The following is a 24,085-nucleotide window of genomic DNA, read 5'->3' as shown; positions in this document are numbered from 1 at the left end:
ACCCCAGCCCTCTCCCAAAAGGAGAGGGTGTACTACGTTCCCTCTCCCTTTGGAAGAGGGTTAGGGTGAGGGTCGATCCCAGATTCCTGTGCTATGATTCATCCAGGAAAAAAATCACAACAGAATGAATCATATGAATAAACTTGACGCCTTTATCCAGCACGCGGTCAGCTCCGTTCCCATCAGCGGGACCTCGCTTATCGCTTCCCTTTACGGTGATGCGCTTTCCCATCGCGGGGGCGAGATCTGGCTCGGCAGCCTGGCGGCCCTGCTGGAGGGGATGGGATTCGGCGAACGCTTTGTGCGCACCGCGCTGTTCCGCCTCAATAAAGAGGGCTGGCTGGACGTGTCGCGCATTGGACGACGCAGCTTTTACCGCCTCAGCGACAAGGGGTTACGCCTGACGCGGCGCGCGGAGAACAAAATTTATCGCGCGGAGCTGCCGGCGTGGGACGGCAAATGGCTGCTGCTGCTCTCCGAGGGGCTGGATAAAACCACCCTCGCGGACGTGAAAAAACAGCTCATCTGGCAGGGATTCGGCACGCTGGCACCAAGCCTGATGGCCTCGCCGTCGCAGAACCTGGCGGACGTGCAGTCCCTGCTGCACGACGCGGGCGTGGCGGAAAACGTCATCTTCTTTGAGGCCCATTCGCCGCTGGCCCTGTCGCGCGCGGCATTGCGGTCCCGCGTGGAGGAGTGCTGGCAGCTTACCGAACAAAACGCGATGTACGAGACGTTTATTGACTCGTTCCGTCCGCTGCTGCCGCTGCTGAAGGAAGCATCGCCGGAGGATCTGACCCCGGAGCGCTGCTTCCAGATCCAGCTGCTGCTGATTCATTTTTATCGTCGCGTGGTGCTAAAGGATCCGCTGTTGCCCGAGGAGCTACTGCCCGCGCACTGGGCGGGGCAAAGCGCGCGGCAGCTGTGCATCAATATTTACCAGCGCGTGGCGGCGGGCGCTCTGGCGTTCGTCAGCGAGAAGGGGGAAACCTCGGTGGGCCAACTGCCTGCCCCCGGCACGCTTTATCACCAGCGCTTTGGTGGTCTGAATATCAAGTAAGGAGATGCTATGCCCGTTTATCAAATTGATGGCCTGACGCCGGTGGTGCCTGAAGAGAGCTACGTTCATCCGACGGCGGTGCTGATCGGCGACGTGATCCTCGGTAAAGGCGTTTACGTTGGCCCCAACGCCAGCCTGCGCGGTGATTTTGGCCGTATCGTGGTGAAGGATGGCGCCAACATTCAGGATAACTGCGTGATGCACGGGTTCCCGGAGCAGGACACCGTGGTGGAAGAGGACGGGCATATCGGCCATAGCGCCATTCTTCACGGCTGTATCATCCGCCGCAACGCGCTGGTGGGGATGAATGCGGTGGTCATGGACGGGGCGACGATCGGGGAAAACAGCATCGTCGGCGCAGCGGCGTTTGTGAAGGCCAGGGCGGAGATGCCCGCTAATCATCTGATTATCGGCAGCCCGGCAAAGGCCATCCGTGAGCTGAGCGCCCAGGAGATGGAGTGGAAAAAGCAGGGCACGCGGGAGTATCAGGTGCTGGTGGAACGCTGCAAGCGAACCCTGCATCAGGTTGAGCCGCTGCGCGAAGAGGAGCCCGGACGCCAGCGGCTGGTCTTCGATGAGAATTTACGGCCAAAGTCGTCAGGCCGGGATAATTAACTCTTTCTCGCGTACGTGATAATACACCGGCATGAGGAAGCGCTAACGCGCGATAAATAATCCCGCTGCGGGATAGTGTATATTTGAACGAATCTGACCTGCATTCACACAGGTATTTTGTTACCCTGACGCAGATCATGCCTCTCATTCAGAGCGGTCAATGCGTTTATGGAAGACACTATATGAGTGAAAACGACACTATCCCAAAGCAGTCCAAAAGCCAGATTAACAAAGCGGTATTTTACACATCTGCTTTGTTAATTTTCCTTCTTGTCGCCTTTGCCGCGATTTTCCCCGACGTTGCCGATAAAAACTTTAAGTTACTGCAACAGCAAATATTCACTAACGCCAGCTGGTTTTACATTCTTGCCGTCGCGCTGATTTTAATGAGCGTGACGTACCTCGGCCTGTCCCGCTACGGCGATATTAAACTCGGGCCCGACCACTCCCAGCCTGACTTCAGCTACCACTCCTGGTTCGCGATGCTGTTTTCGGCGGGGATGGGGATCGGCCTGATGTTCTTCGGCGTGGCGGAACCGGTGATGCACTATCTTTCTCCGCCGGTGGGGACGCCTGAAACGGTAGCTGCGGCCAAAGAGGCCATGCGGCTGACATTCTTCCACTGGGGGCTGCACGCCTGGGCTATCTACGCCATCGTTGCGTTGATTCTGGCGTTCTTCAGCTACCGCCACGGCCTGCCCTTGACGCTTCGCTCGGCGCTGTATCCGATTATCGGCGACCGTATTTACGGCCCGATAGGCCATGCGGTGGATATCTTCGCGGTAATCGGCACCGTATTCGGCGTGGCGACCTCGTTAGGCTATGGCGTTTTGCAGGTCAATGCCGGGCTGAACCACCTGTTTGGCGTGCCCATCAACGATACCGTGCAGGTGATCCTGATCGTCCTGATTACCGGGCTGGCGACCGTTTCCGTGGTGTCCGGCCTGGATAAAGGCATTCGTATTTTATCTGAGCTAAACCTGGGGCTGGCGGTGCTGCTGCTGGTGCTGGTGCTGTGCCTCGGGCCAACCGTGCTGCTGCTGAAATCCTTTGTGGAAAATACCGGCGGCTACCTGTCCGAGCTGGTGAGCAAAACGTTTAACCTGTACGCCTATGAACCGAAGTCCAGCAACTGGCTGGGGGGCTGGACGCTGCTGTACTGGGGCTGGTGGCTGTCGTGGTCGCCGTTTGTCGGGATGTTCATCGCCCGCGTGTCCCGCGGCAGAACCATCCGCGAGTTTGTCACCGGCGTGCTGTTCGTCCCGGCAGGCTTTACCCTGATGTGGATGACGGTGTTCGGCAACAGCGCCATTTACCTCATCATGAATAAGGGGGCGTCCGATCTGGCAAATACCGTCCAGCAGGACGTGGCGCTGGCGCTGTTTAATTTCCTTGAGCATTTCCCGTTCTCGTCGGTGCTGTCATTTATCGCCATGGCGATGGTCATCGTCTTCTTTGTTACCTCCGCTGACTCCGGGGCGATGGTGGTGGATACCCTCGCGTCCGGCGGCGAGGCCAATACCCCCGTCTGGCAGCGCATCTTCTGGGCCGCGCTGATGGGCGTTGTGGCAATCGCGCTGCTGCTCGCGGGTGGACTGAGCGCGCTGCAAACCGTGACCATCGCCAGCGCGCTACCGTTCTCGATGATCCTGCTGGTGTCGATCTATGGCCTGCTGAAGGCGCTCCGACGCGATTTGACCAAGCGCGAGAGCCTGAGCATGGCGACTATCGCGCCGACGGCGGCCCGCAACCCCATTCCGTGGCAGCGACGTCTGCGCAACATCGCCTACCTGCCTAAGCGCTCTCTGGTGAAGCGCTTTATGGAAGAGGTGATCAGGCCGGCCATGGTGCTGGTTCAGGAGGAGCTGAATAAGCAGGGAACGCAAAGTCATATCAGTGACGCGTCTGACGAGCGTATTCGTCTTGAGGTGGATTTAGGCAACGAGCTGAACTTTATTTATGAAGTCAGGCTGCGCGGCTATAACTCCCCAACCTTCGCGCTGGCGGCGATGGACAACGATGAAAACCAGGCAGAGCAGCACCGGTACTACCGGGCAGAAATCTACCTCAAGGAAGGCGGGCAAAATTACGATGTGATGGGCTGGAACCAGGAGCAGTTAATTAACGATATCCTGGACCAGTACGAAAAACATCTGCACTTCCTGCACCTGGTGCGTTAATCGGCCAGCATGAGCATGCCCTGAGGCATCTGCTTCAGGGTAGGCTAATAGTCTTCCGGCAGCGGCCTGTCGATCGACACCAGCTTTCCGCGCTTCATGGTGATATAGCCCCCGGCTTTGAGATCCGCCAGCACGCGAAACACGTGGGTTCTCGACAGGTTAGTGCGCTTGATGATAAACAGCGCCAGGCCCTCATTCTCGCCCGTGTGGGTATTCTGCCGGTAGAGATAGCGATACAGCATCGGTTTGATGGTCTGGTAGCTGGTGACCTGCCTGCGTTCGTTATGCAGATCGATAGTAAAAATCGACATGAAGGTCAGAATGGTGGCCAGCTCCTGCACGCGCTCTGGCCCGCCGTGCAAAAATAGCCGATCGAAATCGGCACAGGGAATTTTTACCAGCTTAACCTTCGCGCTGCTGCGATATTCAAACTTCGCTAACGGGCAATACCGTTCCATAAGCCCTATCGGCATATATTCAATAGTATTGCCAATATTCAAACCATCTTCCGGCATTAATATCGTCAGTGAACCTTCGGTACAGAAATAAATATAGCCAGGCTCGACGGTTAGCTTTTTATTTGCACCAACGGTTAACGCTTCTCCTGTAGAAAGGATTTGGGGAAAAAAGCCCCCAATATTGAGCTGCTGATAATAGGTATGTATATCCTGAAAATTCACGCCAGGCCTCGTTCCGCAACGTCTGTCTTCGTAGCGAGTATAGCAGCAGTAGCGACCGGATGACGAGATAACCTTATACCAGTCCCATATGGGACTATCATGGGAAAGTATTCTGATTAGAATGGTCTGCAATGAGTTCGCATTAAAATTATCCGCCAGCAGTAAATATCGCAGGCGGTGCTAATAATCTATGAGGCCATTTAATGAAATTAACGATAATCGCGAAGCAGCTGGCGCTGGCCGGTGTATTCACATCGCTTTCGCTTTCTGCCTGGGCTGAAGCGCAGCCGCAGAATGCCACGCCCGTCACCCGCGAGGCGAATAACGCCCTGTATAACAAGCTGCCGTTTGCCGATAAGACTGACTTTGAAAACGCGCATAAAGGATTTATCGCCCCGTTACCGCAGAACATGATTAAAGGGGAGAAAGGAAACGTTATCTGGGATCCCGCGAAATATGATTTCGTGAAGGAGGGTGAAAAAGCCCCGGACACGGTAAACCCGAGCCTGTGGCGTCAGTCGCAGCTGATTAACATCGGCGGCCTGTTTAAGGTGACCGACGGCGTGTATCAGATCCGCAACCTCGACCTCTCCAACATGACCATCATCGAAGGCGAGAAGGGGATCACCGTTATTGACCCGCTGCTAAGCGCCGAGCCGGCGAAGGAAGCGCTCGAACTCTACTACGCTAACCGTGGCAAAAAGCCGGTAGTGGCGGTGGTGATCACCCACAGCCACGTTGACCATTACGGCGGCCTGCGCGGCGTGGTTGACGAAGCCGACGTGAAGTCCGGTAAGGTGAAGATTTACGCGCCGGATGGCTTTATGAAAGAAGCCGTTTCCGAGAACATCATGGCCGGGAACGCGATGAGCCGCCGCGCGAGCTACATGTACGGCAACCTGCTTAAGCCGGACGCGAAGGGTCAGGTTGGTGCGGGGCTTGGGACGACCACCTCCGCAGGTACGGTAACCCTGATCCCACCAACCAACTATATTACCCATACCGGGCAGCAGGAAACGATCGACGGCCTGACCTATGACTTTATGATGGCCCCGGGCTCTGAGGCGCCGTCGGAGATGCTGTGGTACGTCAAAGAGAAGAAAATGATCGAAGCGGCAGAGGATGTGACCCACACCCTGCACAATACCTACTCCCTGCGCGGGGCGAAAATCCGCGATCCGCTGGCCTGGTCTAAGTACATTAACGCCGCCATTGAGCGCTGGGGCGCGGACGCGGAAGTGATTATTGCCCAGCACCACTGGCCGACCTGGGGCAACGAGAATATCGTCAGGCTGATGAAAGGCCAGCGCGATATGTACCGCTACATCAACGACCAGACCCTGCGTATGGCCAATAAGGGCCTGACCCGCGATGAGATTGCCGCCGAATTTAAGCTGCCGGAATCGCTGGAGAAACAGTGGGCCAGCCGGGGCTATTACGGCTCCGTCAGCCACGACGTTAAGGCTACCTACGTGTTTTATCTCGGCTGGTTCGACGGCAACCCGGCTACCCTCGACGAGCTGCCGCCTGAACAGGCTGCGAAGAAGTTCGTGCAGTACATGGGCGGCGCTGATGCCATCATGCAGAAGGCCAAAGCTGATTATCAGCAGGGCAATTACCGCTGGGTGGCGCAGGTGGCCAGCAAAGTGGTATTTGCCGACCCAAACAACCAGGCCGCGCGCAACCTCGAAGCCGACGCGCTGGAGCAGCTGGGCTACCAGGCCGAAGCGGGCACCTGGCGTAACTTCTATCTGACCGGCGCGCAGGAGCTGCGTAACGGCGTTAAAAAGCTGCCAACGCCAAACACCGCCAGCCCGGATACCGTGCGCGCGATGACGCCGGAGATGTTCTTCGACTATCTGGGCGTGCACATCAACGGCGTGCGGGCCGGTAACGCGAAAGCGGTCTTTAATGTCGATCTCGGCAAAGATGGCGGCAAATACAAGCTGGAACTGGAAAACGGCGTGCTGAACCATACCGCCAATGCCCAGGCGAAGGATGCCGATGCCACCATCACGCTCGATCGCGCCACGCTGAACAAGATCATCCTGAAAGAAGCGTCGCTGAAGCAGGCGATGGACAGCGGTGAGGTGAAGGTGAGCGGGAACAGCGCGAAGCTAGAAGAGATGCTGAGCTACATGGACAAGTTTGACTTCTGGTTCAATATTGTGACGCCATAACCCGGCATTTCTCCCGTCCTGACGATGGCGCCTTATCTGCAATAAGGCGCCATTTTTTTACTCACGCATCGCCAGCGCGCTGGCGCTCGCCGGATCGAATAACGAGATACTCTCAATCTGGTCCAGCATGATCACCTTCCGAAAATCCATTGCGCTTTTTGGGTCTGAATCCAGCGTAACGTCATGCTCGGCGTACCACCTGCTGTAGTTGTGCTCAATGCACAGCTGCATATTTTTCCCGTCACGATAGCCGCTCAGCATGGGAATAAGCACGATGTTGGCCGTTTTTTCATATTCCAGGGTTGCGGTGTGGATCATGCCGATATAAATCCGCCGCGATTTCAGCGTGACGTGCGCCAGTTCACCTTCTTCCATGCACTGGTAGAGCAGCTGTTCGATCCCGCTCGACTGCGCGAGCCGCTTGTAGAGCTTTTTCCGGCCTTCGCCGTCCAGCCGGGCGCTGCCTGCCCAGTTCGAGCGGTAGAGGCAAAACAGGATCGCAAAGGTAAGCATTACCACCACCGGCGCCTGTATACCCAGAAAGCTCCAGTTCATGAAGTCAATTTGCCAGTCGGCGTATTTTGCGGACGTAAAATGGAACGTGTTGTCGGCGGCGGAGAGGGCGAACAGCAGCAGCCAGAGCAGGCCGGTGGCGATCACGCCCTGCAGGACGAAAATGCAGCCATACAGCGCAACCAGAAAATAGACATCCCAGCCGAATGAACGCTTAATTTTGAACCGTGTAGAGAGATCGCGGCTGGTGTACCAGTAGCCGCACACCATCAGAACCATAAATATTGCCGTTCCCATTTCAGGCCCTCTTTAGCGCGTTGACATGGCGCAGAAAGTCCTGCCGTACCTCGTTGCTTTTGTAGTTAACCGAGGCGTTTCCATCCTGATCGATAATGATGCGGTCGCCATCCTCGACGGCTTCGATAATTTCCTGGTGACTCATGACCTGCAATAAAGATTCCGGGCTGGAAAAGAGCGCCATCAGTAAATTTTTCATCGCGTGACATCCTTATGAATTAAAAGGATAAGTCTGGAAGATAAAAGCAACATTTGCCTTAAGGTTATCCCTAAAAAAATAACGGCGCGGCGGCGCCAGTCGACTTTTGAGTCAAAAGCGCAATACGGAGCGTCTATGTAAGCTCATGAAATAAAACAGATATAAAAAATATATCCGCACAAACTTGGACAAATAACGTTAATTGTGTAAGTTTAATTTATGCGATATCGCTACGTTGTTTACAGCCAGGATGTGACCCATGAGCACGTTACCGTCCGTCATCAGTCGGTTTGTTGATTACTACGCCGCGCTGGACACCCAGCCACCTTCCGCGCTGGCGGAAATTTACCGTTCCGATGCCACCCTTATCGATCCCTTTGGCGAACACCGCGGGCTGTTCGCGCTTCAGCGTTACTTCACACATCTGCTGGCTAACGTCCAGCAGTGCCGCTTTACCGTCGATGCGCCGCTGCAGCAGGGGGATCGCTTTGTTGTGACCTGGGTTATGCACTGGTCGCATCCGCGTATCGCCCGGGGAGCCGTGCTGCAGCTGCCGGGCTGCTCCGTGGTGGACATGCTGGACGATCGCATTATTCGCCAGCGGGATTATTACGATGCCGGAGAGATGATCTATGAGCATCTTCCGGTGCTTGGCTGGGCCGTGCGCGGCGTTAAGCGGAGGGTGAGATCGTGAAAACGGTGCTGATTACCGGCGCAAGCTCGGGCATTGGCGCGGGGCTGGCCGCCTCCTTCGCCAGCGACGGCTACCGGGTGATTGCCTGCGGGCGCGATGCGCAACGTCTGGCTTCCCTGCACCAGCACAGCCCCAACGTCACGGTGCGCCAGTTCGATATGACGGACAGGGACGCCTGTCGCCAGGCGCTGGCGGACTGTGCCGCCGACGTGGTGATTCTGTGCGCCGGCACCTGCGAATATCTCGATCGTGGCGTAGTGGACGCGGAGCTGGTGGAGCGGGTGATGACCACCAATTTCATGGGGCCGGTGAACTGCCTCGCGGCGCTGCAGCCGCAGCTGGTGGCCGGAAACCGCGTGGTGCTGGTCAGTTCGATGGCGCACTGGCTGCACTTCCCGCGAGCCGAAGCCTATGGCGCTTCCAAGGCGGCGCTAACCTGGTTTGCCGACACGCTGCGTCTCGACTGGGAGCCAAAAGGGATTGCCGTCACGGTCGTTTCACCCGGTTTCGTTGACACGCCGCTGACCCGTAAAAACGATTTTCCGATGCCGGGTCGGGTAAGCGTGGAGGAGGCCGTCGTCGCCATCCGCCGCGGGCTGGCAAAGGGAAAAGAGAGTATCGCGTTTCCCGCCGGGTTTGGCCTGGCGCTGCGGCTGCTCGCCGGGCTGCCTGACGTTGTTCAGCGCGCGCTGCTGCGCAGGATGGTGAGATCATGAAGATTGCGATTATCGGCAGCGGCATCGCCGGCTTAACCTGCGCCTGGCGCCTCGCCGGGCATCATCAGGTCACGCTGTTTGAAGCGCAGGCCACCCCGGGCGGCCATACCGCGACGGTGGACGTCGACACCCCGCAGGGCACGTACGCCATCGACACCGGATTTATTGTCTACAACGACCGCACCTATCCGCGCTTTATGGGCCTGCTCAGCGAGCTGGGCATCAGCGGGCAAAAAACGCAGATGAGCTTTTCGGTGCACAATCCGCAGAGCGGGCTGGAGTATAACGGCCACACCCTGACGTCGCTGTTCGCCCAGCGCCGTAACCTGGTGAACCCCGGCTTCTGGATGCTGCTGAGGGAGATTGTGCGCTTCAACCGGCTGGCGAAACGGGCGCTCCAGGCCGATGTGGATGCGTCCGCCACCCTGGGGACGTTCCTGAGCCAGCACCGCTTTACGCCGTTTTTCGCGCGCCACTACATTCTGCCGATGGGGGCGGCTATCTGGTCCTCGTCATTACAGGAGATGAAGCGCTTCCCGCTGCCGCTCTTTTTGCGCTTTTTCGAAAACCACGGTCTGCTGGACATCACCCATCGTCCGCAGTGGTACGTGGTGCCGGGCGGCTCCAGAGAGTATATCCGCGCGATGATGGACAGGCTCGGCAACCGCCTGACGCTGCGCCTCAACGCCCAGGTCCAGCGGGTTATTCGCCACGATCGGGGCGTCGACGTTGAGCTGGAGGGGGAAACATGCGCCTTTGACCAGGTGATTTTTGCCTGCCACTCCGCCCAGGCGCTGGCGATGCTTGCCAGCCCAACCCAGGCTGAACGCGAGGTGCTGGGGGATATCGGCTGGCAGCGCAACGAGGTGGTGCTTCACAGCGATCCGCGCTGGCTGCCGGTGCGCGAGCGCGCGTGGGCCAGCTGGAACTATCGCCTGAGCGAACAGGATCGGGCCAGCGCCTGCGTCACCTACAACATGAATATTTTGCAGGGGTTGCCCGCCGGTAGCCCGCTGTTTTGCGTCACCCTTAACCCGGAAACGCCGGTGGAAGAGCGCTTTGTGCTGCGCCGCTTCGTCTACGAACATCCGCTGTTTAACCCGAAAAGCTGGCATGCCCAGGCCCGGCGCGGCGAGATAAACGGCCGCCAGCGGAGCTGGTTCTGCGGCGCCTACTGGTACAACGGCTTCCACGAAGACGGCGTGCGCAGCGCGCTGGACGTGGTGAACGCCATCGCGGCCGGGGAGGGCGGGTGAGATGAACAGCTGCCTGTACCACGGCGCCCTGCGCCACCGCCGCCTTACGCCGAAAGCGCACCATTTTACCTACAGCGTGTTTATGGCCTGGCTCGATCTCGATGAGCTGGAGATGCTGCCCTCCGTCGGGGTGCGGCGAAACCGCTTTGCCCCGGCGGCGTTCTGTGATGCGGATTACCCGCTGGGCACGCCGCTGAAAGAGCGCGTCCTCGAGCGTCTGGAAAACCTGACCGGCGAGCGCCCGGCGGGGCGGGTCATGCTCCTGACGCAGCTGCGCTATTTCGGCCTGCATTTTAACCCGGTCAATTTTTACTACTGCTATGACGGCGAAGGCACCCTGCGCTGGGTGCTCGCCGAAGTGCGTAACACGCCGTGGAATGAACGGCATTACTACGCGGTGGAGGGGCAGGACGCCCGGCCGACGGAGAAAGCGTTTCACGTCTCGCCCTTTAACCCAATGGAGATGGTTTACCACTGGCGCTTTAACAGCCCGGACCACGCGCTGCGCATGCATATTGAAAATCATCAGGAGGCGAAGGTGTTTGACGCCACGCTGACGCTTCGCCGCGCGCCGCTCACGCGCCCGGCGCTGCGCGCGATGCTGGTGCGCATCCCGCTGATGACCCTCAAAACCGTTTTCGCTATTTACTGGCAGGCGCTAAGGCTGTGGCTGAAGCGCGTGCCGCTGCATAACCATCCCCTCAGCAGGAGTGAACGATCATGACCGATCCCGTCTTTGCGCTTGAACCCGATATCCCGCGCAACGCTCGCGTCGCGCGCTGGTTGCTTTTTCGCCTGCTGAGCGGCCTGCGCGGGGGCTCGCTGACCCTCCGTGAGGGCGCGCAGACCTTCCGCTTCGGCGATACCTCCGCCGCGATCCACGCTGATGTTCAGGTGCTCTCTGCGGGCCTGTACTGGCGCATCTTAACGGGCGGCAGCCTCGCCGCGGCGGAAGCGTGGATGGACGGCGACTGGGAGACGGCTCACCTCACGCCGCTGCTGGAGCTGATTGCGCTCAACGGCCAGATCCTCGGGCAGCTGGAAAAAGGGTTCCGCCTGTTCGGAAAGCCGGTAGAGCGGCTGCGCCACTGGACGCGGCGCAACTCCCGTGCTCAGGCGCGGGACAATATTGCCGCCCATTACGATCTCGGCAATAGCTTTTACGCCCATTTCCTCGATGAACAGCTCCTGTACTCCAGCGCGCTGTTTACCGCTGAGGATCAGGATCTGACCGCGGCCCAGCAGGCGAAAATGGCGAGGCTGTGCGACCAGCTGGCGCTCGGCCCGAACGATCGTCTGCTGGAGATTGGTACCGGCTGGGGGGCGATGGCGGAGTACGCCGCCCGTCATTACGGCTGTCGGGTCACCACCACCACGCTGTCTCAGGAGCAGTACCAGTGGGCCACGGCGCGGATCGCCCGGGCCGGCCTGCAGGATCGCGTTGAGGTGCTGCTCTGCGACTACCGCGATCTGACCGGCGTCTACGACAAGCTGGTGTCGATTGAGATGATTGAAGCCGTCGGGCAACGCTACCTGCCGACGTTTTTCCGCACCTGCCAGGCGCGCCTGCGTCCGGGCGGGCGTATGGCGATTCAGGCCATCACCATTCAGGATCAGCGCTACCGCGACTACAGCAAAAGCGTCGATTTTATCCAGCGCTACATCTTCCCCGGCGGCTTTTTGCCCAGCATTACCGCCATGAATGACCTGATGACCCGCCATACCGATTTTGTGGTGCGTAACCTCTTCGACATGGGGCCGGACTACGCCCGCACGCTGGCCCACTGGCGTCAGCGCTTCGTTCACGCCTGGCACGAAATAGAGAAGCTCGGGTTTGATGACCGTTTCCGCCGGATGTGGCTGTACTACTTTGGCTACTGTGAGGCCGGATTTAACGCCCGCACCATCAGCGTGGTGCAGCTGACCGCGGAACGCGTATGAAACGCTACGGGCAGGTCTTTCTGCTGGCCATCGGGTTTGATCTCTACTGGACCCTGGTGGTGCTGTTTCGCGAGCAGGGGCAGGTTATCTGGATCGCGCTGGCGGCGATTGCCTGGCTGATGTTACCGCCCTCGCACCGGATTTATGCCCTCGGGCTGGCCGCGTCGGGGGCGCTGCTGGACGCCGTCTGGGCGCTGACCGGGCTGATTGATTTTACCGGCGCGTCGATAATGCCGCTATGGATGGTGGCGCTGTGGCTAATGTTTGCCTGCGTCTGGACGCAGCTGACCCGCACGACCACGCTGCCGGGCTGGCTGCTGACGGCGCTGGCGACCCTGGGCGGGCCGGTGGCTTACCTGATCGGCGAGCGGCTGGGGGCCATTACGTTCCTGGAGCCGACCTTCATCGTCGTCAGCTGGACGATCCCGGGCTGGCTGGTGCTGATGCTGTTTTTCCACCTGCTGATGGGGAGGCAACAATGAGACATCTGTTACTCGCGCTCGCGCTAACCGTTATGGCCTGTAACGCGCAGGCGGCTGACTGGCTGAGCTGGCGCAAGGTGGGCGACGCCACGCTCACCTGGGGGCCGTTTACCGTGTATACCTCCCGGCTGCTGACGCCCGACGGGCGCTATGCGGGGATGGACAGCGATAACGCGCTGATTATCACCTATGCCCGGGATATCGATCGCGACGAACTGGTCGACGCGACCCGCGACCAGTGGCAGGCGCAGGGCATCCTGCAGCGGGAGCCGCAGAGTGAAGCCTGGCTGCGCATGCTGTCCACGCTCTGGCCGGACGTTACTGCCGGCGCGCAGCTCGCGTTTGTGGTGAGCAGCGGCCAGGGACAATTCTGGTATCGCAGCCCGACGTCGCAGACGGGCTTTACGCCGCTGGGGCCGCGACAGTCGGCAGCGTTCAGCTCGCGTTTTCTGGCGATCTGGTTCGATCCCCGCACCGAATATCCTGAACTGCGTCAGCGGTTAATCGGAGGTCCAAAATGAAACGTATTCTGTTAATGGCGCTTGCCCTGACGATGCTGGTGGCCGGGTGCAGCACGGAGGTGAAAGAGTATCGTCAGCAGCAGCCGACGCTGGATATTTTTACCTACTTCCAGGGGAAAACCGAGGCGTGGGGGATGGTTCAGGACCGCAGCGGGAAGCAGATCCGCCGTTTTCACGTCGAGATCGCCGGGGATGTTATCGGCGATACGCTGACGCTGAACGAGCATTTTGTCTACGACGACGGCGAGAAGCAGCAGCGCGTGTGGCACATCCGCCGGGTCGGCAGCGATCGCTACGAGGGTACGGCAGGGGATATTGAGGGCGTCGCTACCGGCCAGACGGCGGGCAACGCCCTGAACTGGCGCTACAGCATGAACGTGAAGGCGGACGGCAAAACCTGGCTGCTGCACTTTGACGACTGGATGTACCTGCAGGACAGCACGCATCTGTTTAATAAAACCGAGATGAAGAAATTTGGCGTCACCGTCGCCACGGTGACGCTGTTCTTTACCCGCAAGGAGTAAGGTTAATCGCCTTCGGGCCGCGGCTTGCTGCTGGAGTAAATAAAGCACAGCGCAATACCCAGGCAGACGACGGCCCCCAGGCGGCTCATGGAAAACGGAATGGCCGCATTGTTAAGCCAGCCGAAGTTGTCGATCAGCATACTCATGGTCAGCTGGCCCAGAATCACCGCCACCGTCGCGACGGCGGTGCCGATACGCTGCACGGCGAGGACCATAATCACGATATAGGGCACGCCGCACAGCGCGCCCAGAAGCTGCCATTTGGGCACGTCCATCAGGCCGACCGCCTGTTTCGGCTCAAAGAAGAAGATGAGCAGGGCGGTCACCAGTGCCCCGACGGAAAACGTCAGAAACGCGCTTTTGAAAACCCCCACGCTGCTGCCTAATTGCCCGTTGATGGCGGCCTGAACGCTCAGCGTCGCGCCGCCGATAACGGCCAGAATAATCATAATTACCGTCATAACCTTACCCCTGCGCCACGAGAATAAGCGCGGCGATAATAAACGCCAGCGCGATAATGCGTTTCGTATCGATCCTGCGGTGCGGCGTGCCCAGCAGGCCAAAGTGGTCGATTATCAGGCTCTTAAACACCTGACCGGCCAGAATGCCAATCATCGTCATGGCAATGCCGATTGCCGGCGTGGCAATGGTCAGAATGACGACGTAAACCGGGCCGAGTACCCCGCCGAGCAGATGCCACGACGGCTGCGCAAAGAACGAGGCGCTGTTGCGCGGGCTGAAAAACAGCATCAGCAAAAACGTCAGCCCGGCCCCCACGCTGAATATGCTGAATGTGGCCCACAGATCGCCGACTTCGGCACCCAGCGGCCCCAGCAGCCCGGCCTCCACGGACAGCCCCATACCGCCGGCAATCACCAGTAAAATCAAAATAACGTGCATAACGCCTCTTCTCCTTTTTTCAGGCGGAGAAGAGTACGTCTGATAATCATTGAGAAAAATGCCATAATGCAGGAAACACCTGTGCAGGATATGCATTAATGATTGATGCCGGAAATATCAGCATTCGCGCGCTGCTGATTTTTATCGACGTGTATGACGCGCAGAATTTTTCCGTGGTCGCGAGGCGGGAGGGGATCTCCGCGTCGCAGGTTTCGCGCGTGATCCACCAGCTTGAAGATGCCCTCGGGCAGCAGCTGTTCTACCGCAACACGCGGGCAATTATCCCCACCGAGAGCGGGCATCTTTTTGTTCGCTATGCGCGGGCGATGGCGGGGAATCTGGAGGACGCGCGACGCGAGCTGGATGAACGCGCGCGCGAGCCGTCGGGCACGCTGCGCATCAATGGACCGGTCTTTTTCGGGCAAAGGCACATCGCACCGGGGCTGCCCGCGCTTTCAGCGCGTTATCCCCGCCTTTCCGTCGAGCTGACCCTCACCGACGATTTTATCGATCCTCACCGCGACGCCGCGGACGTTATCTTCCGCATCGGCGCGCTCACGGACTCCTCGTTTCACGCGCGGGTGTTCGGGCAGCAGTTCTATCACCTCGCGGCCTCGCCGGACTACCTGCGAAAGCACGGCGCGCCTGAAGGGCCGGACGATCTCAGCCGCCACCGCTGCCTGGTCTATCGCGGCTCGTCCGGGCCTAACCGCTGGCTGATCCGCAGGCCGGGCGAGGCGTGGGTTCACTATCCCATCGCACCGCTGATGGCCTCGAATAATGCGGAAACGCTGCTTATTGCCGCACTGGGCGGCATGGGGATTGTGCTTTTCCCGGACTGGATGGTGAGCGAAAGGCTGAAAAGCGGCGAGCTGGTGGCGCTGCTGCCGGAGATGGAGTGTTCCATTAACGCGGAGCCACTGACGATTGCGGCGATTTACCCGAACGCGCGGCACCCGCCCCTGAACGTCAGGGCGGTTATCGATCACTATATTGAACGGTTCGGCACGCCGCTCTACTGGCAGGTCTAGCGGGCAAGCTCGCGGCGGACGATCTCTGCCCCGGCGCTCAGCGCGTTGAGCTTACCGTTAGCGACCTGGCGGGAAAGGGGAGCCATGCCGCAGTTGGTTGACGGATAAAGCTTGTCCGCATCGACAAACTGCAGCGCCTTGCGCAGCGTATCGGCGACCTCTTCCGGCGTTTCGACGGTAGTCGTTGCCACATCGATTGCCCCCACCATCACTTTTTTACCGCGGATCAGCTCCAGCAGATCCATCGGCACGCGGGAGTTGTGGCACTCCAGCGAGATGATGTCGATTTTCGAGGTCTGCAACTTAGGAAACGCTTCTTCATACTGGCGCCACTCGGAGCCGAGCGTCTTTTTCCAGTCGGTATTGGCCTTGATGCCGTACCCGTAGCAGATATGCACCGCGGTTTCGCATTTCAGCCCTTCCACGGCGCGTTCCAGCGCGGCGATACCCCAGTCGTTCACCTCGTCGAAAAAGACGTTAAAGGCAGGCTCATCGAACTGAATAATGTCGACGCCGGCCGCTTCCAGCTCGCGGGCTTCCTGATTGAGAATTTTAGCGAACTCCCAGGCCAGCTTTTCGCGGCTTTTGTAGTGGGCGTCGTAGAGGGTGTCTATCATGGTCATCGGGCCGGGCAGCGCCCATTTGATCGGCCTGTCCGTGAGCTGGCGCAGGTATTTCGCGTCGTCAACGAACACCGGCTTCTGCCGCTCGACCGCATCGACCACCGTCGGCACGCTCGCATCGTAGCGGTTGCGGATCCGCACCGTCTGGCGGTTTTCAAAATCCACGCCGCTCAGGTGCTCAATAAAGGTGGTAACGAAGTGCTGGCGGGTTTGCTCGCCGTCGCTGACGATATCGATTCCCGCGCGAAGCTGTTCATCCAGGGACAGGCGCAGCGCGTCCTGTTTGCCTGCCAGCAATTCCTCGTCCTGCAGTTTCCACGGCGACCAGAGCGTTTCCGGCTGCGCGAGCCAGGTAGGTTTCGGCAGGCTGCCAGCCGTTGAAGTCGGGAGCAATGTTTTCATAATAAGTAACCTTTTATCCGTAATATTAAAGCGTGAAGTTATGAGACCACTGCTCAAGAAGGGTTTTATAGGGTTTGATAAACCGCTCTTCGGTATATTTTCCCTGCTCAATGGCCAGCCGGCTGCGCTCTTCGCGGTCATAAACGATTTTCGTTAACGAGTGATCCTGCTGGTTCAAATCAGGCTGGTAACACTGTCCCGCGGCGGAATTGGCATTATAAATTTCCGGGCGATAGATCTTCTGGAACGTCTCCATGGTGCTGATGGTGCCGATCAGCTCGAGGTTGGTGTAATCGCGCAGCAAATCGCCGGTGAAGAAGAAGGCAAAGGGCGCGACGCTGTTTTCAGGCATGAAGTAGCGGACGCTGAGGCCCATTCTGGCGAAATACTGCTCCGTCAGCGACTCGCCGTCCGGCTGGTACTCAAAGCCCAGCACCGGATGATGGTTGCCGGTACGACGGTAGGTGTCTTTGCTTGAAACGCTCAGGCAGATTACCGGCGCTTTTTTAAAGTTCGTCCGATACGCCGCAGAGTGGATAAAGCTTTTAAAGATATTGCCGTGCAGCTCGCCAAAATTGTCGGGGAGGCTAAAACGGGATCGATCTTTATTATGCTCCAGCAGCAGGACGCTGAAGTCATAGTCGCGGACGTAGGAGGAGAAGTTATTTCCCACGATGCCTTCGATGCGCTCGCTGGTTTTTTTATCCACGATCGTCGCCTGCAGAATTTCGATGGCCGGGAAGGTAAAATCGCCGCCGATATTCATATCGACAGAAATAATCTCCAGCTCGACGGCGTAGCGGTCGGCTTTAGGGTTATCCCAGCGCGCCAGCGCGTTGAAGCGATTGTTGATCATCACCAGCGTATTGCGCAGGTTTTCCTGACGCTTCTCGCCGCGGGCCAGGTTGGCAAAGTTGGTGGTGGTACGCGTATTTTCAGACGGGTTATAATTTTCATCGAAGCAACTGCGCTTAAGGGTAAATGTGAAAGCCTGGCTCATTTGGTTATGCATCCTAAGTTCATGTTGCCGGAACGTTATCAATGTATAATTTATGCCTGAGCCGCTGGCGCAGGGGAAGTGACTTAATTTCACCGCAACATGAGGGTTCTTCATGAACGGCTCAATTCAGGTATAATCCTCCGACATTTCTAAACGGTTTAAACGATCATGACAAAACTCACCCTGCAGGAGCAGATGCTGAAAGCGGGCTTAGTCAGCAGCAAAAAGATGGCGAAGGTTCAGCGCACGGCGAAAAAATCCCGCGTCCAGGCTCGCGAGGCGAGAGAGGCCGTAGAAGAGAACAAGAAAGCGCAGCTTGAGCGCGACAGGCAGCTGAGCGAGCAGCAGAAGCAGGCCGTGCTGGCGAAAGAGTTTAAAGCGCAGGTGAAGCAGCTGATTGAGATGAACCGCATCACCGTGGCGAAAGGCAACATCACCTTTAACTTTACCGACGGCAACCTGATCAAAAAAATCGACGTTGATAAGCAGACGCAGGCTCAGCTGATTAACGGCCGTCTGGCGATTGCCCGACTGGTGATTAACGCCAGCGGCGACTGCGAATACGCGATTATTCCGGCCGTGGTGGCGGATAAAATTGCCCAGCGCGATGCCGACAGCATTGTGTTAAACAGCGCGCTGAGTCAGGAAGAGCAGGACGAAGACGATCCGTATGCGGATTTCAAAGTCCCTGACGATTTAATGTGGTAAACCCCGCTCAGAACGGCGCGGCGTGACGGGCGTGGATCGTCTCGCCGCTCGCCGGATGAATAAAATTCAGCTCGCTGGCGTGCAGCATCAGCCGTGGCGTCGCCCCGGTGCCCGGCAGCGTCAGTCCCCCATACAGATCGCAGCCTAAAATCGGATGGCCCAGCTGCTGGCAGTGAAGGCGCAGCTGGTGGGTTCGCCCGGTTTCAGGCGACAGTTCGACCCGCGTTACCGGCACCTCCCTATTCTGATACAGACGTTCCATCACCCGATAGCGCGAGCGGGCGGGTTTGCCGTTGACGGCACAGATCGACATCAGCGGAAACAGTGCCGGATCTTTGGCGATGGGTGCATCGACGATCCCGCCATCCTGCTCCACGTGCCCGCAAAGCAGGGCGCTGTAAACCTTGGTCACGGCGCGCTGGCTGAACTGGTGGCACAGGGCGGCGTTAACGGCTTTATTCAGGGCAATCACCATCAGGCCAGACGTGCCGAAATCGAGACGGTGCACCAGCGTGCAGCCGGGGAAGTCCTGGACCAGACGATAGTGCACGGAATCGCGGTTCTGCGGATTTTTACCCGACAGGCTAAGCAGCCCGGAAGGTTTGTTAATCAGCAAAAGATGATCGTCCTGCCAGAGGATCTCAACCTCGTCGTGACACGGCGGAGCGATAAAAGTATCGATAATGACAGACATCAGGCTGTCCGGCTGGAAAGGGGGAGCGGATGATAACGAACTTTCAGGGAAAGAAAAACCCTCCCACCGGGCGGTGAGAGGGGAGGATCTTACGCTGCGACCAGGCTGTCGATAGCGGCTTTCGCGTCGGTCTGCGCTTTGGTTGCCACTTCCGGGCCGTAAGCGATACCTTCCGCGAACACAAAGTTCACGTCGGTAATGCCGATGAAGCCCAGGAACAGCGTCATGTACGGCGTGACCAGGTCAGTTGGGGTATCTTTATGAATACCGCCGCGGCTGGTCAGCACGATGGCACGTTTACCTTTCACCAGGCCTTCCGGGCCGTTCTCGGTGTAACGGAAGGTTACGCCAGCGCGCGCCACCAGGTCGAAGTAGTTCTTCAGCTGGGTAGGAATGTTGAAGTTGTACATTGGAGCGTTGAACACGATAACGTCGTGCGCCTTCAGCTCGGCAATCAGCTCGTCAGAAAGGGCCAGGGCTTCCTGCTGACGCGGGGAGAGCGGCGCATCGCTCGGACGCAGCGCACCAACCAGTTCGCCATCCAGCACGGGAATCGGGTTTGCCGCCAGGTCGCGGACGGTGATTTCATCACCGGTGTGCTGTTCACGCCATTGTTCAACGAAATAGTCGGACAGCTGACCAGACTGTGAGTACCCTGCCAGAATACTGGATTTCAACACTAATACTTTGCTCATGGGTGATTCCTGTTTTGTATTTGACTGAAGGGGGTTGCCCCGTTGCTTGTTGACACTTTATTCACAATCCTGCCACAGGGATAGCGCAATATATCGAAGCCTATGTTCGAATTTTTTGAATAAGGCGCGAAAAGCGCTGATGTGGTACGCTATAGCAATCATTAAAAAGAGATTTTACCCGGCAGAGCACTGCCCATTAACGCTATGACAGAACAACAAAAGTTAACCTTCCCGATGCTGATGCAGCAGCTTGATTCGCTGATGCTGCGCGATAAACAGCGGTTTGCGCGCCGCCTGCACGGCGTTAAGAAGGTTAAAAATCCTGATGCACAACAGGCCATTTACCAGGAGATGGCGAAAGAGATTGAACAGGCGGCAGGGAAAGTTGTGCTGCGTGAAGCCGCGCGCCCGGAGATTACCTATCCGGAAAATCTGCCCGTCAGCCAGAAAAAGCAGGACATCCTCAACGCCGTGCGCGACCACCAGGTGGTGATCGTCGCGGGCGAAACCGGGTCGGGGAAAACGACCCAGCTGCCGAAAATCTGCATGGAGCTGGGCCGCGGGGTGAAGGGGCTGATTGGCCACACCCAGCCGCGTCGTCTGGCGGCGCGTACCGTGGCCAACCGTATTGCTGAAGAGCTGCAAACGGAGCCGGGCGGCTGTATCGGTTATAAGGTGCGCTTCAGCGACCACGTGAGCGATAACACCATGGTCAAGCTGATGACCGACGGTATCCTGCTGGCAGAAATCCAGCAGGATCGCCTGCTGATGCAGTATGACACCATCATCATTGATGAGGCGCACGAGCGCAGCCTGAACATCGACTTCCTGCTCGGCTACCTGAAGGAGCTGCTGCCGCGTCGTCCGGATCTGAAAATCATCATCACCTCCGCGACCATTGACCCGGAGCGTTTCTCAAAACACTTCAACAATGCGCCGATTATTGAAGTGTCGGGCCGTACCTATCCGGTGGAAGTGCGCTATCGCCCGATTGTGGAGGCGGCGGACGATACCGAACGCGACCAGCTGCAGGCTATTTTTGACGCCGTAGACGAGCTGGGGAACGAAAGCGCGGGCGACATTCTGATCTTCATGAGCGGCGAGCGCGAGATACGCGATACCGCCGACGCGCTCAGCAAGCGCGACCTGCGCCATACGGAAATCCTGCCGCTCTACGCGCGCCTGTCGAACAGCGAGCAGAACCGCGTGTTCCAGCCCCACGGCGGACGCCGCATCGTGCTGGCGACCAACGTGGCGGAAACCTCGCTGACCGTACCGGGCATTAAATATGTTATCGATCCGGGCACGGCGCGCATCAGCCGCTACAGCTACCGTACCAAGGTCCAGCGCCTGCCGATCGAGCCGGTTTCCCAGGCGTCGGCCAACCAGCGTAAGGGCCGCTGCGGCCGCGTGTCCGAGGGGATCTGCATTCGTCTCTACTCGGAAGACGATTTTCTCTCGCGCCCGGAATTTACCGACCCTGAGATCCTGCGCACCAACCTGGCGTCCGTCATCCTGCAGATGACCGCCCTGGGCCTCGGCGACATCGCCGCCTTCCCGTTTGTGGAAGCGCCGGACAAGCGCAACATTCAGGACGGGGTGCGCCTGCTGGAAGAGCTGGGCGCAATTACCACCAATGAACAGGCGAGCGTGTATAAGCTGACGCCGCTTGGCCGCCAGCTCAGCCAGCTGCCGGTGGATCCGCGCCTGGCGCGCATGGTGCTGGAAGCGCAGAAGCACGGCTGCGTGCGCGAGGCGATGATCGTTACGTCTGCGCTCTCCATTCAGGATCCGCGCGAGCGTCCTATGGACAAACAGCAGGCGTCGGATGAAAAGCACCGGCGCTTCCACGACAAAGAGTCTGATTTCCTCGCCTTCGTCAACCTGTGGAACTACATCGGCGAGCAGCAGAAGGCGCTCTCGTCTAACCAGTTCCGTCGCCAGTGCCGGGTGGATTTCCTTAACTACCTGCGCGTGCGCGAGTGGCAGGATATCTACACCCAGCTGCGCCAGGTGGTGAAGGAGCTGGGGATTCCGGTTAACAGCGAGCCGGCAGAATACCGCGAAATTCATATCGCGCTGCTGACCGGCCTGCTGTCCCATATCGGGATGAAGGATGCGGATAAGCAGGAATATACCGGCGCACGCAACGCGCGCTTCTCCATCTTCCCCGGTTCCGGCCTGTTCAAGAAGCCGCCAAAATGGACCATGGTCGCGGAGCTGGTGGAAACCAGCCGCCTGTGGGGACGCATTGCCGCGCGTATCGATCCGGAGTGGGTTGAGCCGGTGGCGCAGCACCTGCTGAAGCGTTCGTACAGCGAACCGCACTGGGAGCGCGGGCAGGGCGCGGTCATGGCGACGGAAAAAGTGACCGTCTATGGTCTGCCTGTCGTCGCCGCGCGTAAGGTGAACTACAGCCAGATTGACCCGGCGCTGAGCCGCGAGCTGTTTATCCGCCACGCGCTGGTGGAGGGGGACTGGCAGACGCGTCACGCGTTCTTCCGTGAAAACCTGAAGCTGCGCGCCGAGGTGGAAGAGCTGGAGCACAAGTCCCGCCGCCGCGACATTCTGGTGGACGACGAAACGCTGTTTGAGTTTTACGACCAGCGCATCAGCCACGACGTGATTTCGGCGCGCCATTTCGACAGCTGGTGGAAAAAGGCCAGCAAAGAGACGCCGGACCTGCTCAACTTTGAAAAGAGCATGCTGATCAAAGAGGGCGCGGAGTCGGTCAGCAAGCTCGACTACCCGAACTTCTGGCATCAGGGCAACCTCAAGCTGCGCCTGACCTATCAGTTTGAGCCGGGCGCGGACGCGGACGGCGTCACGGTGCATATTCCGCTGCCGCTGCTTAACCAGGTGGAAGAGAGCGGGTTTGAGTGGCAGATCCCCGGCCTGCGCCGCGAGCTGGTGATTGCCCTGATTAAATCCCTGCCCAAGCCGGTGCGGCGCAACTTTGTGCCCGCTCCGAACTACGCTGAAGCGTTTTTAGGCCGCGTCACGCCGCTGGAGCTGCCGCTGCTGGACGCGCTCGAGCGCGAGTTCCGACGCATGACCGGCACCACCATTGACCGCGACGACTGGAACTGGGATCAGGTGCCCGATCACCTGAAAATCAGCTTCCGCGTGGTGGACGATAAAAACAAAAAGCTGCTGGAAGGCCGTTCTCTGACGGAGCTGAAGGAGGCGTTAAAAGGCAAGGTTCAGGAAACGCTATCCGCCGTGGCGGACGACGGCATCGAGCAGAGCGGGCTGCACATCTGGAGCTTCGGCCAATTGCCGGAAAGCTATGAGCAGAAGCGCGGCAACTACAGGGTGAAGGCCTGGCCTGCGCTGGTGGACGAGCGCGATAGCGTGGCGATTAAGCTTTTTGACAATCCGCAGGAGCAGCAGCAGATGATGTGGCGCGGGCTGCGTCGCCTGCTGCTGCTCAACATCCCGTCGCCGATTAAGTATCTGCACGAGAAGCTGCCGAACAAAGCCAAGCTGGGGCTGTACTTTAACCCGTACGGCAAGGTGCTGGATCTGATCGACGACTGTATTTCCTGCGGCGTGGATAAGCTTATCCACGAGGCGGGCGGCCCGGTCTGGACGGAGGAGGGTTTTGCTCGGCTGCATGACAAGGTGCGCGCGGAGCTGAACGATACCGTGGTGGAGATAGCCAGACAGGTTGAGCAGATCCTCACCGCCGTGTTCAACATCAACAAGCGGCTTAAGGGGCGCGTGGATATGACCATGGCGCTGGGGCTGTCGGACGTGAAGGCGCAGATGGCGGGGCTGGTCTATCGCGGCTTTGTCACCGGCAACGGCTTTAAGCGTCTGGCCGATACGCTGCGTTATTTACAGGCGATTGAAAAACGTCTGGAGAAAATGGCGGTGGATCCGCACCGCGACCGCGCGCAGATGCTGAAGGTGGAAAGCGTGCAGCAGGCGTGGCAGCAGTGGCTCAACAAACTGCCTCCGGCGCGCCGCGATGACGAAGACGTGCAGGAGATCCGCTGGATGATCGAGGAGCTGCGCGTGAGCTTCTTTGCTCAACAGCTCGGTACGCCGTATCCGATTTCGGATAAGCGTATTCTGCAGGCAATGGAGCAGATCACCGCTTAAAACCCGGTTTTCTCCCTCTCCCCGTGGGAGGGGGCACTTTAACCTCCCTCTCCCTGTGGGAGAGGGC

At 58.7% G+C, this 24,085-nt stretch carries 24 protein-coding genes; 15 read left to right on the top strand and 9 right to left on the bottom strand.

The window, feature by feature from the left end:
• Nucleotides 1-124: 124 nt before the first annotated feature.
• The 3 genes from paaX (at nucleotide 125) to betT (ending at nucleotide 3,855) form a co-directional block, all read left to right on the top strand.
• Nucleotides 125-1,060 (top strand): phenylacetic acid degradation operon negative regulatory protein PaaX, encoded by a 936-nt coding sequence (gene paaX, locus MOQ06_RS10990; protein WP_193356495.1) that lies wholly within the window; start codon nucleotides 125-127, stop codon nucleotides 1,058-1,060.
• Nucleotides 1,061-1,069: 9 nt separating this feature from the next.
• Nucleotides 1,070-1,675, top strand: a complete 606-nt coding sequence (gene paaY / locus MOQ06_RS10985; protein ID WP_242172918.1) for a phenylacetic acid degradation protein PaaY — start codon at nucleotides 1,070-1,072, stop codon at nucleotides 1,673-1,675.
• A gap of 182 nt (nucleotides 1,676-1,857) precedes the next feature.
• Nucleotides 1,858-3,855 carry a choline BCCT transporter BetT gene (gene betT / locus MOQ06_RS10980; protein WP_242172915.1) on the top strand — a complete coding sequence of 666 codons (1,998 nt, stop codon included), beginning with the start codon at nucleotides 1,858-1,860 and terminating at the stop codon, nucleotides 3,853-3,855.
• 44 nt (nucleotides 3,856-3,899) lie between these two features.
• Here the strand turns inward: betT and MOQ06_RS10975 are convergent, their stop codons facing one another.
• Nucleotides 3,900-4,535 carry a helix-turn-helix domain-containing protein gene (locus MOQ06_RS10975; protein ID WP_148419447.1) on the bottom strand — a complete coding sequence of 212 codons (636 nt, stop codon included), beginning with the start codon at nucleotides 4,533-4,535 and terminating at the stop codon, nucleotides 3,900-3,902.
• A gap of 203 nt (nucleotides 4,536-4,738) precedes the next feature.
• On the opposite strand from MOQ06_RS10975, the gene MOQ06_RS10970 reads away from it, so the two are divergent.
• A complete protein-coding gene (locus MOQ06_RS10970; RefSeq protein WP_242172911.1) occupies nucleotides 4,739-6,715 on the top strand; it encodes an alkyl sulfatase dimerization domain-containing protein in 1,977 nt (658 codons plus the stop codon).
• A 57-nt stretch (nucleotides 6,716-6,772) separates the two neighbouring features.
• Here the strand turns inward: MOQ06_RS10970 and MOQ06_RS10965 are convergent, their stop codons facing one another.
• Nucleotides 6,773-7,525: a hypothetical protein gene (locus MOQ06_RS10965; protein ID WP_148419449.1), complete on the bottom strand. Its 753-nt coding sequence runs from the start codon at nucleotides 7,523-7,525 to the stop codon at nucleotides 6,773-6,775.
• A gap of 1 nt (nucleotide 7,526) precedes the next feature.
• Nucleotides 7,527-7,724: a hypothetical protein gene (locus MOQ06_RS10960; protein WP_022648035.1), complete on the bottom strand. Its 198-nt coding sequence runs from the start codon at nucleotides 7,722-7,724 to the stop codon at nucleotides 7,527-7,529.
• Between the two features lie 259 nt (nucleotides 7,725-7,983).
• Here MOQ06_RS10960 and MOQ06_RS10955 point away from each other — a divergent pair, with 259 nt between their 5' ends.
• From MOQ06_RS10955 to MOQ06_RS10920, 8 genes are read left to right on the top strand one after another with little or no spacing between them, the layout of a single operon-like run.
• The gene (locus MOQ06_RS10955; RefSeq protein ID WP_242172908.1) at nucleotides 7,984-8,418 is read left to right on the top strand and encodes a nuclear transport factor 2 family protein; all 435 of its coding nucleotides are present in this window, start codon (nucleotides 7,984-7,986) and stop codon (nucleotides 8,416-8,418) included.
• Nucleotides 8,415-9,134, top strand: coding sequence for an SDR family NAD(P)-dependent oxidoreductase (locus tag MOQ06_RS10950; protein WP_242172905.1), 720 nt, complete (start codon nucleotides 8,415-8,417; stop codon nucleotides 9,132-9,134). Before MOQ06_RS10955 ends, MOQ06_RS10950 begins: the two co-directional genes overlap by 4 nt.
• Nucleotides 9,131-10,390 (top strand): FAD-dependent oxidoreductase, encoded by a 1,260-nt coding sequence (locus MOQ06_RS10945; RefSeq protein WP_242172903.1) that lies wholly within the window; start codon nucleotides 9,131-9,133, stop codon nucleotides 10,388-10,390. The genes MOQ06_RS10950 and MOQ06_RS10945 overlap by 4 nt, the downstream gene beginning before the upstream one ends.
• A 1-nt stretch (nucleotide 10,391) precedes the next feature.
• Nucleotides 10,392-11,114, top strand: coding sequence for a DUF1365 domain-containing protein (locus MOQ06_RS10940; protein WP_242172900.1), 723 nt, complete (start codon nucleotides 10,392-10,394; stop codon nucleotides 11,112-11,114).
• The gene (locus tag MOQ06_RS10935; RefSeq protein WP_242172898.1) at nucleotides 11,111-12,331 is read left to right on the top strand and encodes a cyclopropane-fatty-acyl-phospholipid synthase family protein; all 1,221 of its coding nucleotides are present in this window, start codon (nucleotides 11,111-11,113) and stop codon (nucleotides 12,329-12,331) included. The genes MOQ06_RS10940 and MOQ06_RS10935 overlap by 4 nt, the downstream gene beginning before the upstream one ends.
• A complete protein-coding gene (locus MOQ06_RS10930; protein ID WP_242172897.1) occupies nucleotides 12,328-12,813 on the top strand; it encodes a DUF2878 domain-containing protein in 486 nt (161 codons plus the stop codon). The genes MOQ06_RS10935 and MOQ06_RS10930 overlap by 4 nt, the downstream gene beginning before the upstream one ends.
• Entirely contained in the window at nucleotides 12,810-13,334 is a 525-nt protein-coding gene (locus MOQ06_RS10925; RefSeq protein ID WP_242172895.1) for a hypothetical protein, read from the top strand. The genes MOQ06_RS10930 and MOQ06_RS10925 overlap by 4 nt, the downstream gene beginning before the upstream one ends.
• On the top strand, nucleotides 13,331-13,858 hold the full coding sequence (locus tag MOQ06_RS10920; protein ID WP_242172894.1) for a DUF3833 domain-containing protein: 528 nt from the start codon (nucleotides 13,331-13,333) through the stop codon (nucleotides 13,856-13,858). The genes MOQ06_RS10925 and MOQ06_RS10920 overlap by 4 nt, the downstream gene beginning before the upstream one ends.
• Nucleotides 13,859-13,860: 2 nt before the next feature.
• Here MOQ06_RS10920 and MOQ06_RS10915 read toward each other — a convergent pair whose 3' ends face one another.
• Nucleotides 13,861-14,319, bottom strand: coding sequence for a DMT family transporter (locus MOQ06_RS10915; RefSeq protein ID WP_148419458.1), 459 nt, complete (start codon nucleotides 14,317-14,319; stop codon nucleotides 13,861-13,863).
• Between the two features lie 4 nt (nucleotides 14,320-14,323).
• Nucleotides 14,324-14,758 carry a DMT family transporter gene (locus tag MOQ06_RS10910; protein ID WP_242172892.1) on the bottom strand — a complete coding sequence of 145 codons (435 nt, stop codon included), beginning with the start codon at nucleotides 14,756-14,758 and terminating at the stop codon, nucleotides 14,324-14,326.
• A 98-nt stretch (nucleotides 14,759-14,856) separates the two neighbouring features.
• Here MOQ06_RS10910 and MOQ06_RS10905 point away from each other — a divergent pair, with 98 nt between their 5' ends.
• The gene (locus MOQ06_RS10905) at nucleotides 14,857-15,789 is read left to right on the top strand and encodes a LysR family transcriptional regulator (RefSeq protein WP_242172890.1); all 933 of its coding nucleotides are present in this window, start codon (nucleotides 14,857-14,859) and stop codon (nucleotides 15,787-15,789) included.
• Here MOQ06_RS10905 and MOQ06_RS10900 read toward each other — a convergent pair.
• Both MOQ06_RS10900 and MOQ06_RS10895 read right to left on the bottom strand, forming a co-directional pair.
• Entirely contained in the window at nucleotides 15,786-16,814 is a 1,029-nt protein-coding gene (locus MOQ06_RS10900) for a methionine synthase (RefSeq protein ID WP_242172888.1), read from the bottom strand. The genes MOQ06_RS10905 and MOQ06_RS10900 overlap by 4 nt on opposite strands.
• Nucleotides 16,815-16,839: 25 nt before the next feature.
• Nucleotides 16,840-17,814: a DUF1852 domain-containing protein gene (locus tag MOQ06_RS10895; RefSeq protein ID WP_242173259.1), complete on the bottom strand. Its 975-nt coding sequence runs from the start codon at nucleotides 17,812-17,814 to the stop codon at nucleotides 16,840-16,842.
• A 168-nt stretch (nucleotides 17,815-17,982) separates the two neighbouring features.
• Here MOQ06_RS10895 and MOQ06_RS10890 point away from each other — a divergent pair, with 168 nt between their 5' ends.
• Nucleotides 17,983-18,522: a DUF2058 domain-containing protein gene (locus tag MOQ06_RS10890; RefSeq protein ID WP_242172886.1), complete on the top strand. Its 540-nt coding sequence runs from the start codon at nucleotides 17,983-17,985 to the stop codon at nucleotides 18,520-18,522.
• A gap of 7 nt (nucleotides 18,523-18,529) precedes the next feature.
• On the opposite strand, the gene MOQ06_RS10885 is transcribed toward MOQ06_RS10890, so the two are convergent.
• Entirely contained in the window at nucleotides 18,530-19,216 is a 687-nt protein-coding gene (locus MOQ06_RS10885) for an RluA family pseudouridine synthase (protein WP_193356483.1), read from the bottom strand.
• Nucleotides 19,217-19,305: 89 nt separating this feature from the next.
• Entirely contained in the window at nucleotides 19,306-19,911 is a 606-nt protein-coding gene (gene azoR, locus MOQ06_RS10880; RefSeq protein ID WP_148419465.1) for an FMN-dependent NADH-azoreductase, read from the bottom strand.
• 204 nt (nucleotides 19,912-20,115) lie between these two features.
• On the opposite strand from azoR, the gene hrpA reads away from it, so the two are divergent.
• The gene (gene hrpA / locus MOQ06_RS10875) at nucleotides 20,116-24,018 is read left to right on the top strand and encodes an ATP-dependent RNA helicase HrpA (protein WP_242172884.1); all 3,903 of its coding nucleotides are present in this window, start codon (nucleotides 20,116-20,118) and stop codon (nucleotides 24,016-24,018) included.
• Nucleotides 24,019-24,085 lie beyond the last annotated feature (67 nt).

The sequence above is a fragment of the Enterobacter sp. I4 genome (genome assembly GCF_022669095.1).
Lineage (GTDB): Bacteria > Pseudomonadota > Gammaproteobacteria > Enterobacterales > Enterobacteriaceae > Enterobacter > Enterobacter pasteurii.
Note: the sequence above shows the minus strand (reverse complement) of the source record. Positions and strands in the feature narration are given on the sequence as shown.

Bases quoted from the DNA above. Each gene is read 5' to 3' on its own strand.
- betT (WP_242172915.1), top strand. From the start codon at position 1,858: ATGAGTGAAAACGACACTATCCCAAAGCAGTCCAAAAGCCAGATTAAC.
- MOQ06_RS10940 (WP_242172900.1), top strand. From the start codon at position 10,392: ATGAACAGCTGCCTGTACCACGGCGCCCTGCGCCACCGCCGCCTTACG.
- MOQ06_RS10930 (WP_242172897.1), top strand. From the start codon at position 12,328: ATGAAACGCTACGGGCAGGTCTTTCTGCTGGCCATCGGGTTTGATCTC.
- MOQ06_RS10945 (WP_242172903.1), top strand. From the start codon at position 9,131: ATGAAGATTGCGATTATCGGCAGCGGCATCGCCGGCTTAACCTGCGCC.
- MOQ06_RS10925 (WP_242172895.1), top strand. From the start codon at position 12,810: ATGAGACATCTGTTACTCGCGCTCGCGCTAACCGTTATGGCCTGTAAC.
- MOQ06_RS10960 (WP_022648035.1), bottom strand. From the start codon at position 7,724: ATGAAAAATTTACTGATGGCGCTCTTTTCCAGCCCGGAATCTTTATTG.
- hrpA (WP_242172884.1), top strand. From the start codon at position 20,116: ATGACAGAACAACAAAAGTTAACCTTCCCGATGCTGATGCAGCAGCTT.
- MOQ06_RS10935 (WP_242172898.1), top strand. From the start codon at position 11,111: ATGACCGATCCCGTCTTTGCGCTTGAACCCGATATCCCGCGCAACGCT.
- paaX (WP_193356495.1), top strand. From the start codon at position 125: ATGAATCATATGAATAAACTTGACGCCTTTATCCAGCACGCGGTCAGC.
- MOQ06_RS10915 (WP_148419458.1), bottom strand. From the start codon at position 14,319: ATGACGGTAATTATGATTATTCTGGCCGTTATCGGCGGCGCGACGCTG.
- MOQ06_RS10920 (WP_242172894.1), top strand. From the start codon at position 13,331: ATGAAACGTATTCTGTTAATGGCGCTTGCCCTGACGATGCTGGTGGCC.
- MOQ06_RS10895 (WP_242173259.1), bottom strand. From the start codon at position 17,814: ATGAGCCAGGCTTTCACATTTACCCTTAAGCGCAGTTGCTTCGATGAA.
- MOQ06_RS10910 (WP_242172892.1), bottom strand. From the start codon at position 14,758: ATGCACGTTATTTTGATTTTACTGGTGATTGCCGGCGGTATGGGGCTG.
- MOQ06_RS10885 (WP_193356483.1), bottom strand. From the start codon at position 19,216: ATGTCTGTCATTATCGATACTTTTATCGCTCCGCCGTGTCACGACGAG.
- MOQ06_RS10970 (WP_242172911.1), top strand. From the start codon at position 4,739: ATGAAATTAACGATAATCGCGAAGCAGCTGGCGCTGGCCGGTGTATTC.
- MOQ06_RS10965 (WP_148419449.1), bottom strand. From the start codon at position 7,525: ATGGGAACGGCAATATTTATGGTTCTGATGGTGTGCGGCTACTGGTAC.
- azoR (WP_148419465.1), bottom strand. From the start codon at position 19,911: ATGAGCAAAGTATTAGTGTTGAAATCCAGTATTCTGGCAGGGTACTCA.
- MOQ06_RS10905 (WP_242172890.1), top strand. From the start codon at position 14,857: ATGATTGATGCCGGAAATATCAGCATTCGCGCGCTGCTGATTTTTATC.
- MOQ06_RS10890 (WP_242172886.1), top strand. From the start codon at position 17,983: ATGACAAAACTCACCCTGCAGGAGCAGATGCTGAAAGCGGGCTTAGTC.
- MOQ06_RS10900 (WP_242172888.1), bottom strand. From the start codon at position 16,814: ATGAAAACATTGCTCCCGACTTCAACGGCTGGCAGCCTGCCGAAACCT.
- paaY (WP_242172918.1), top strand. From the start codon at position 1,070: ATGCCCGTTTATCAAATTGATGGCCTGACGCCGGTGGTGCCTGAAGAG.
- MOQ06_RS10955 (WP_242172908.1), top strand. From the start codon at position 7,984: ATGAGCACGTTACCGTCCGTCATCAGTCGGTTTGTTGATTACTACGCC.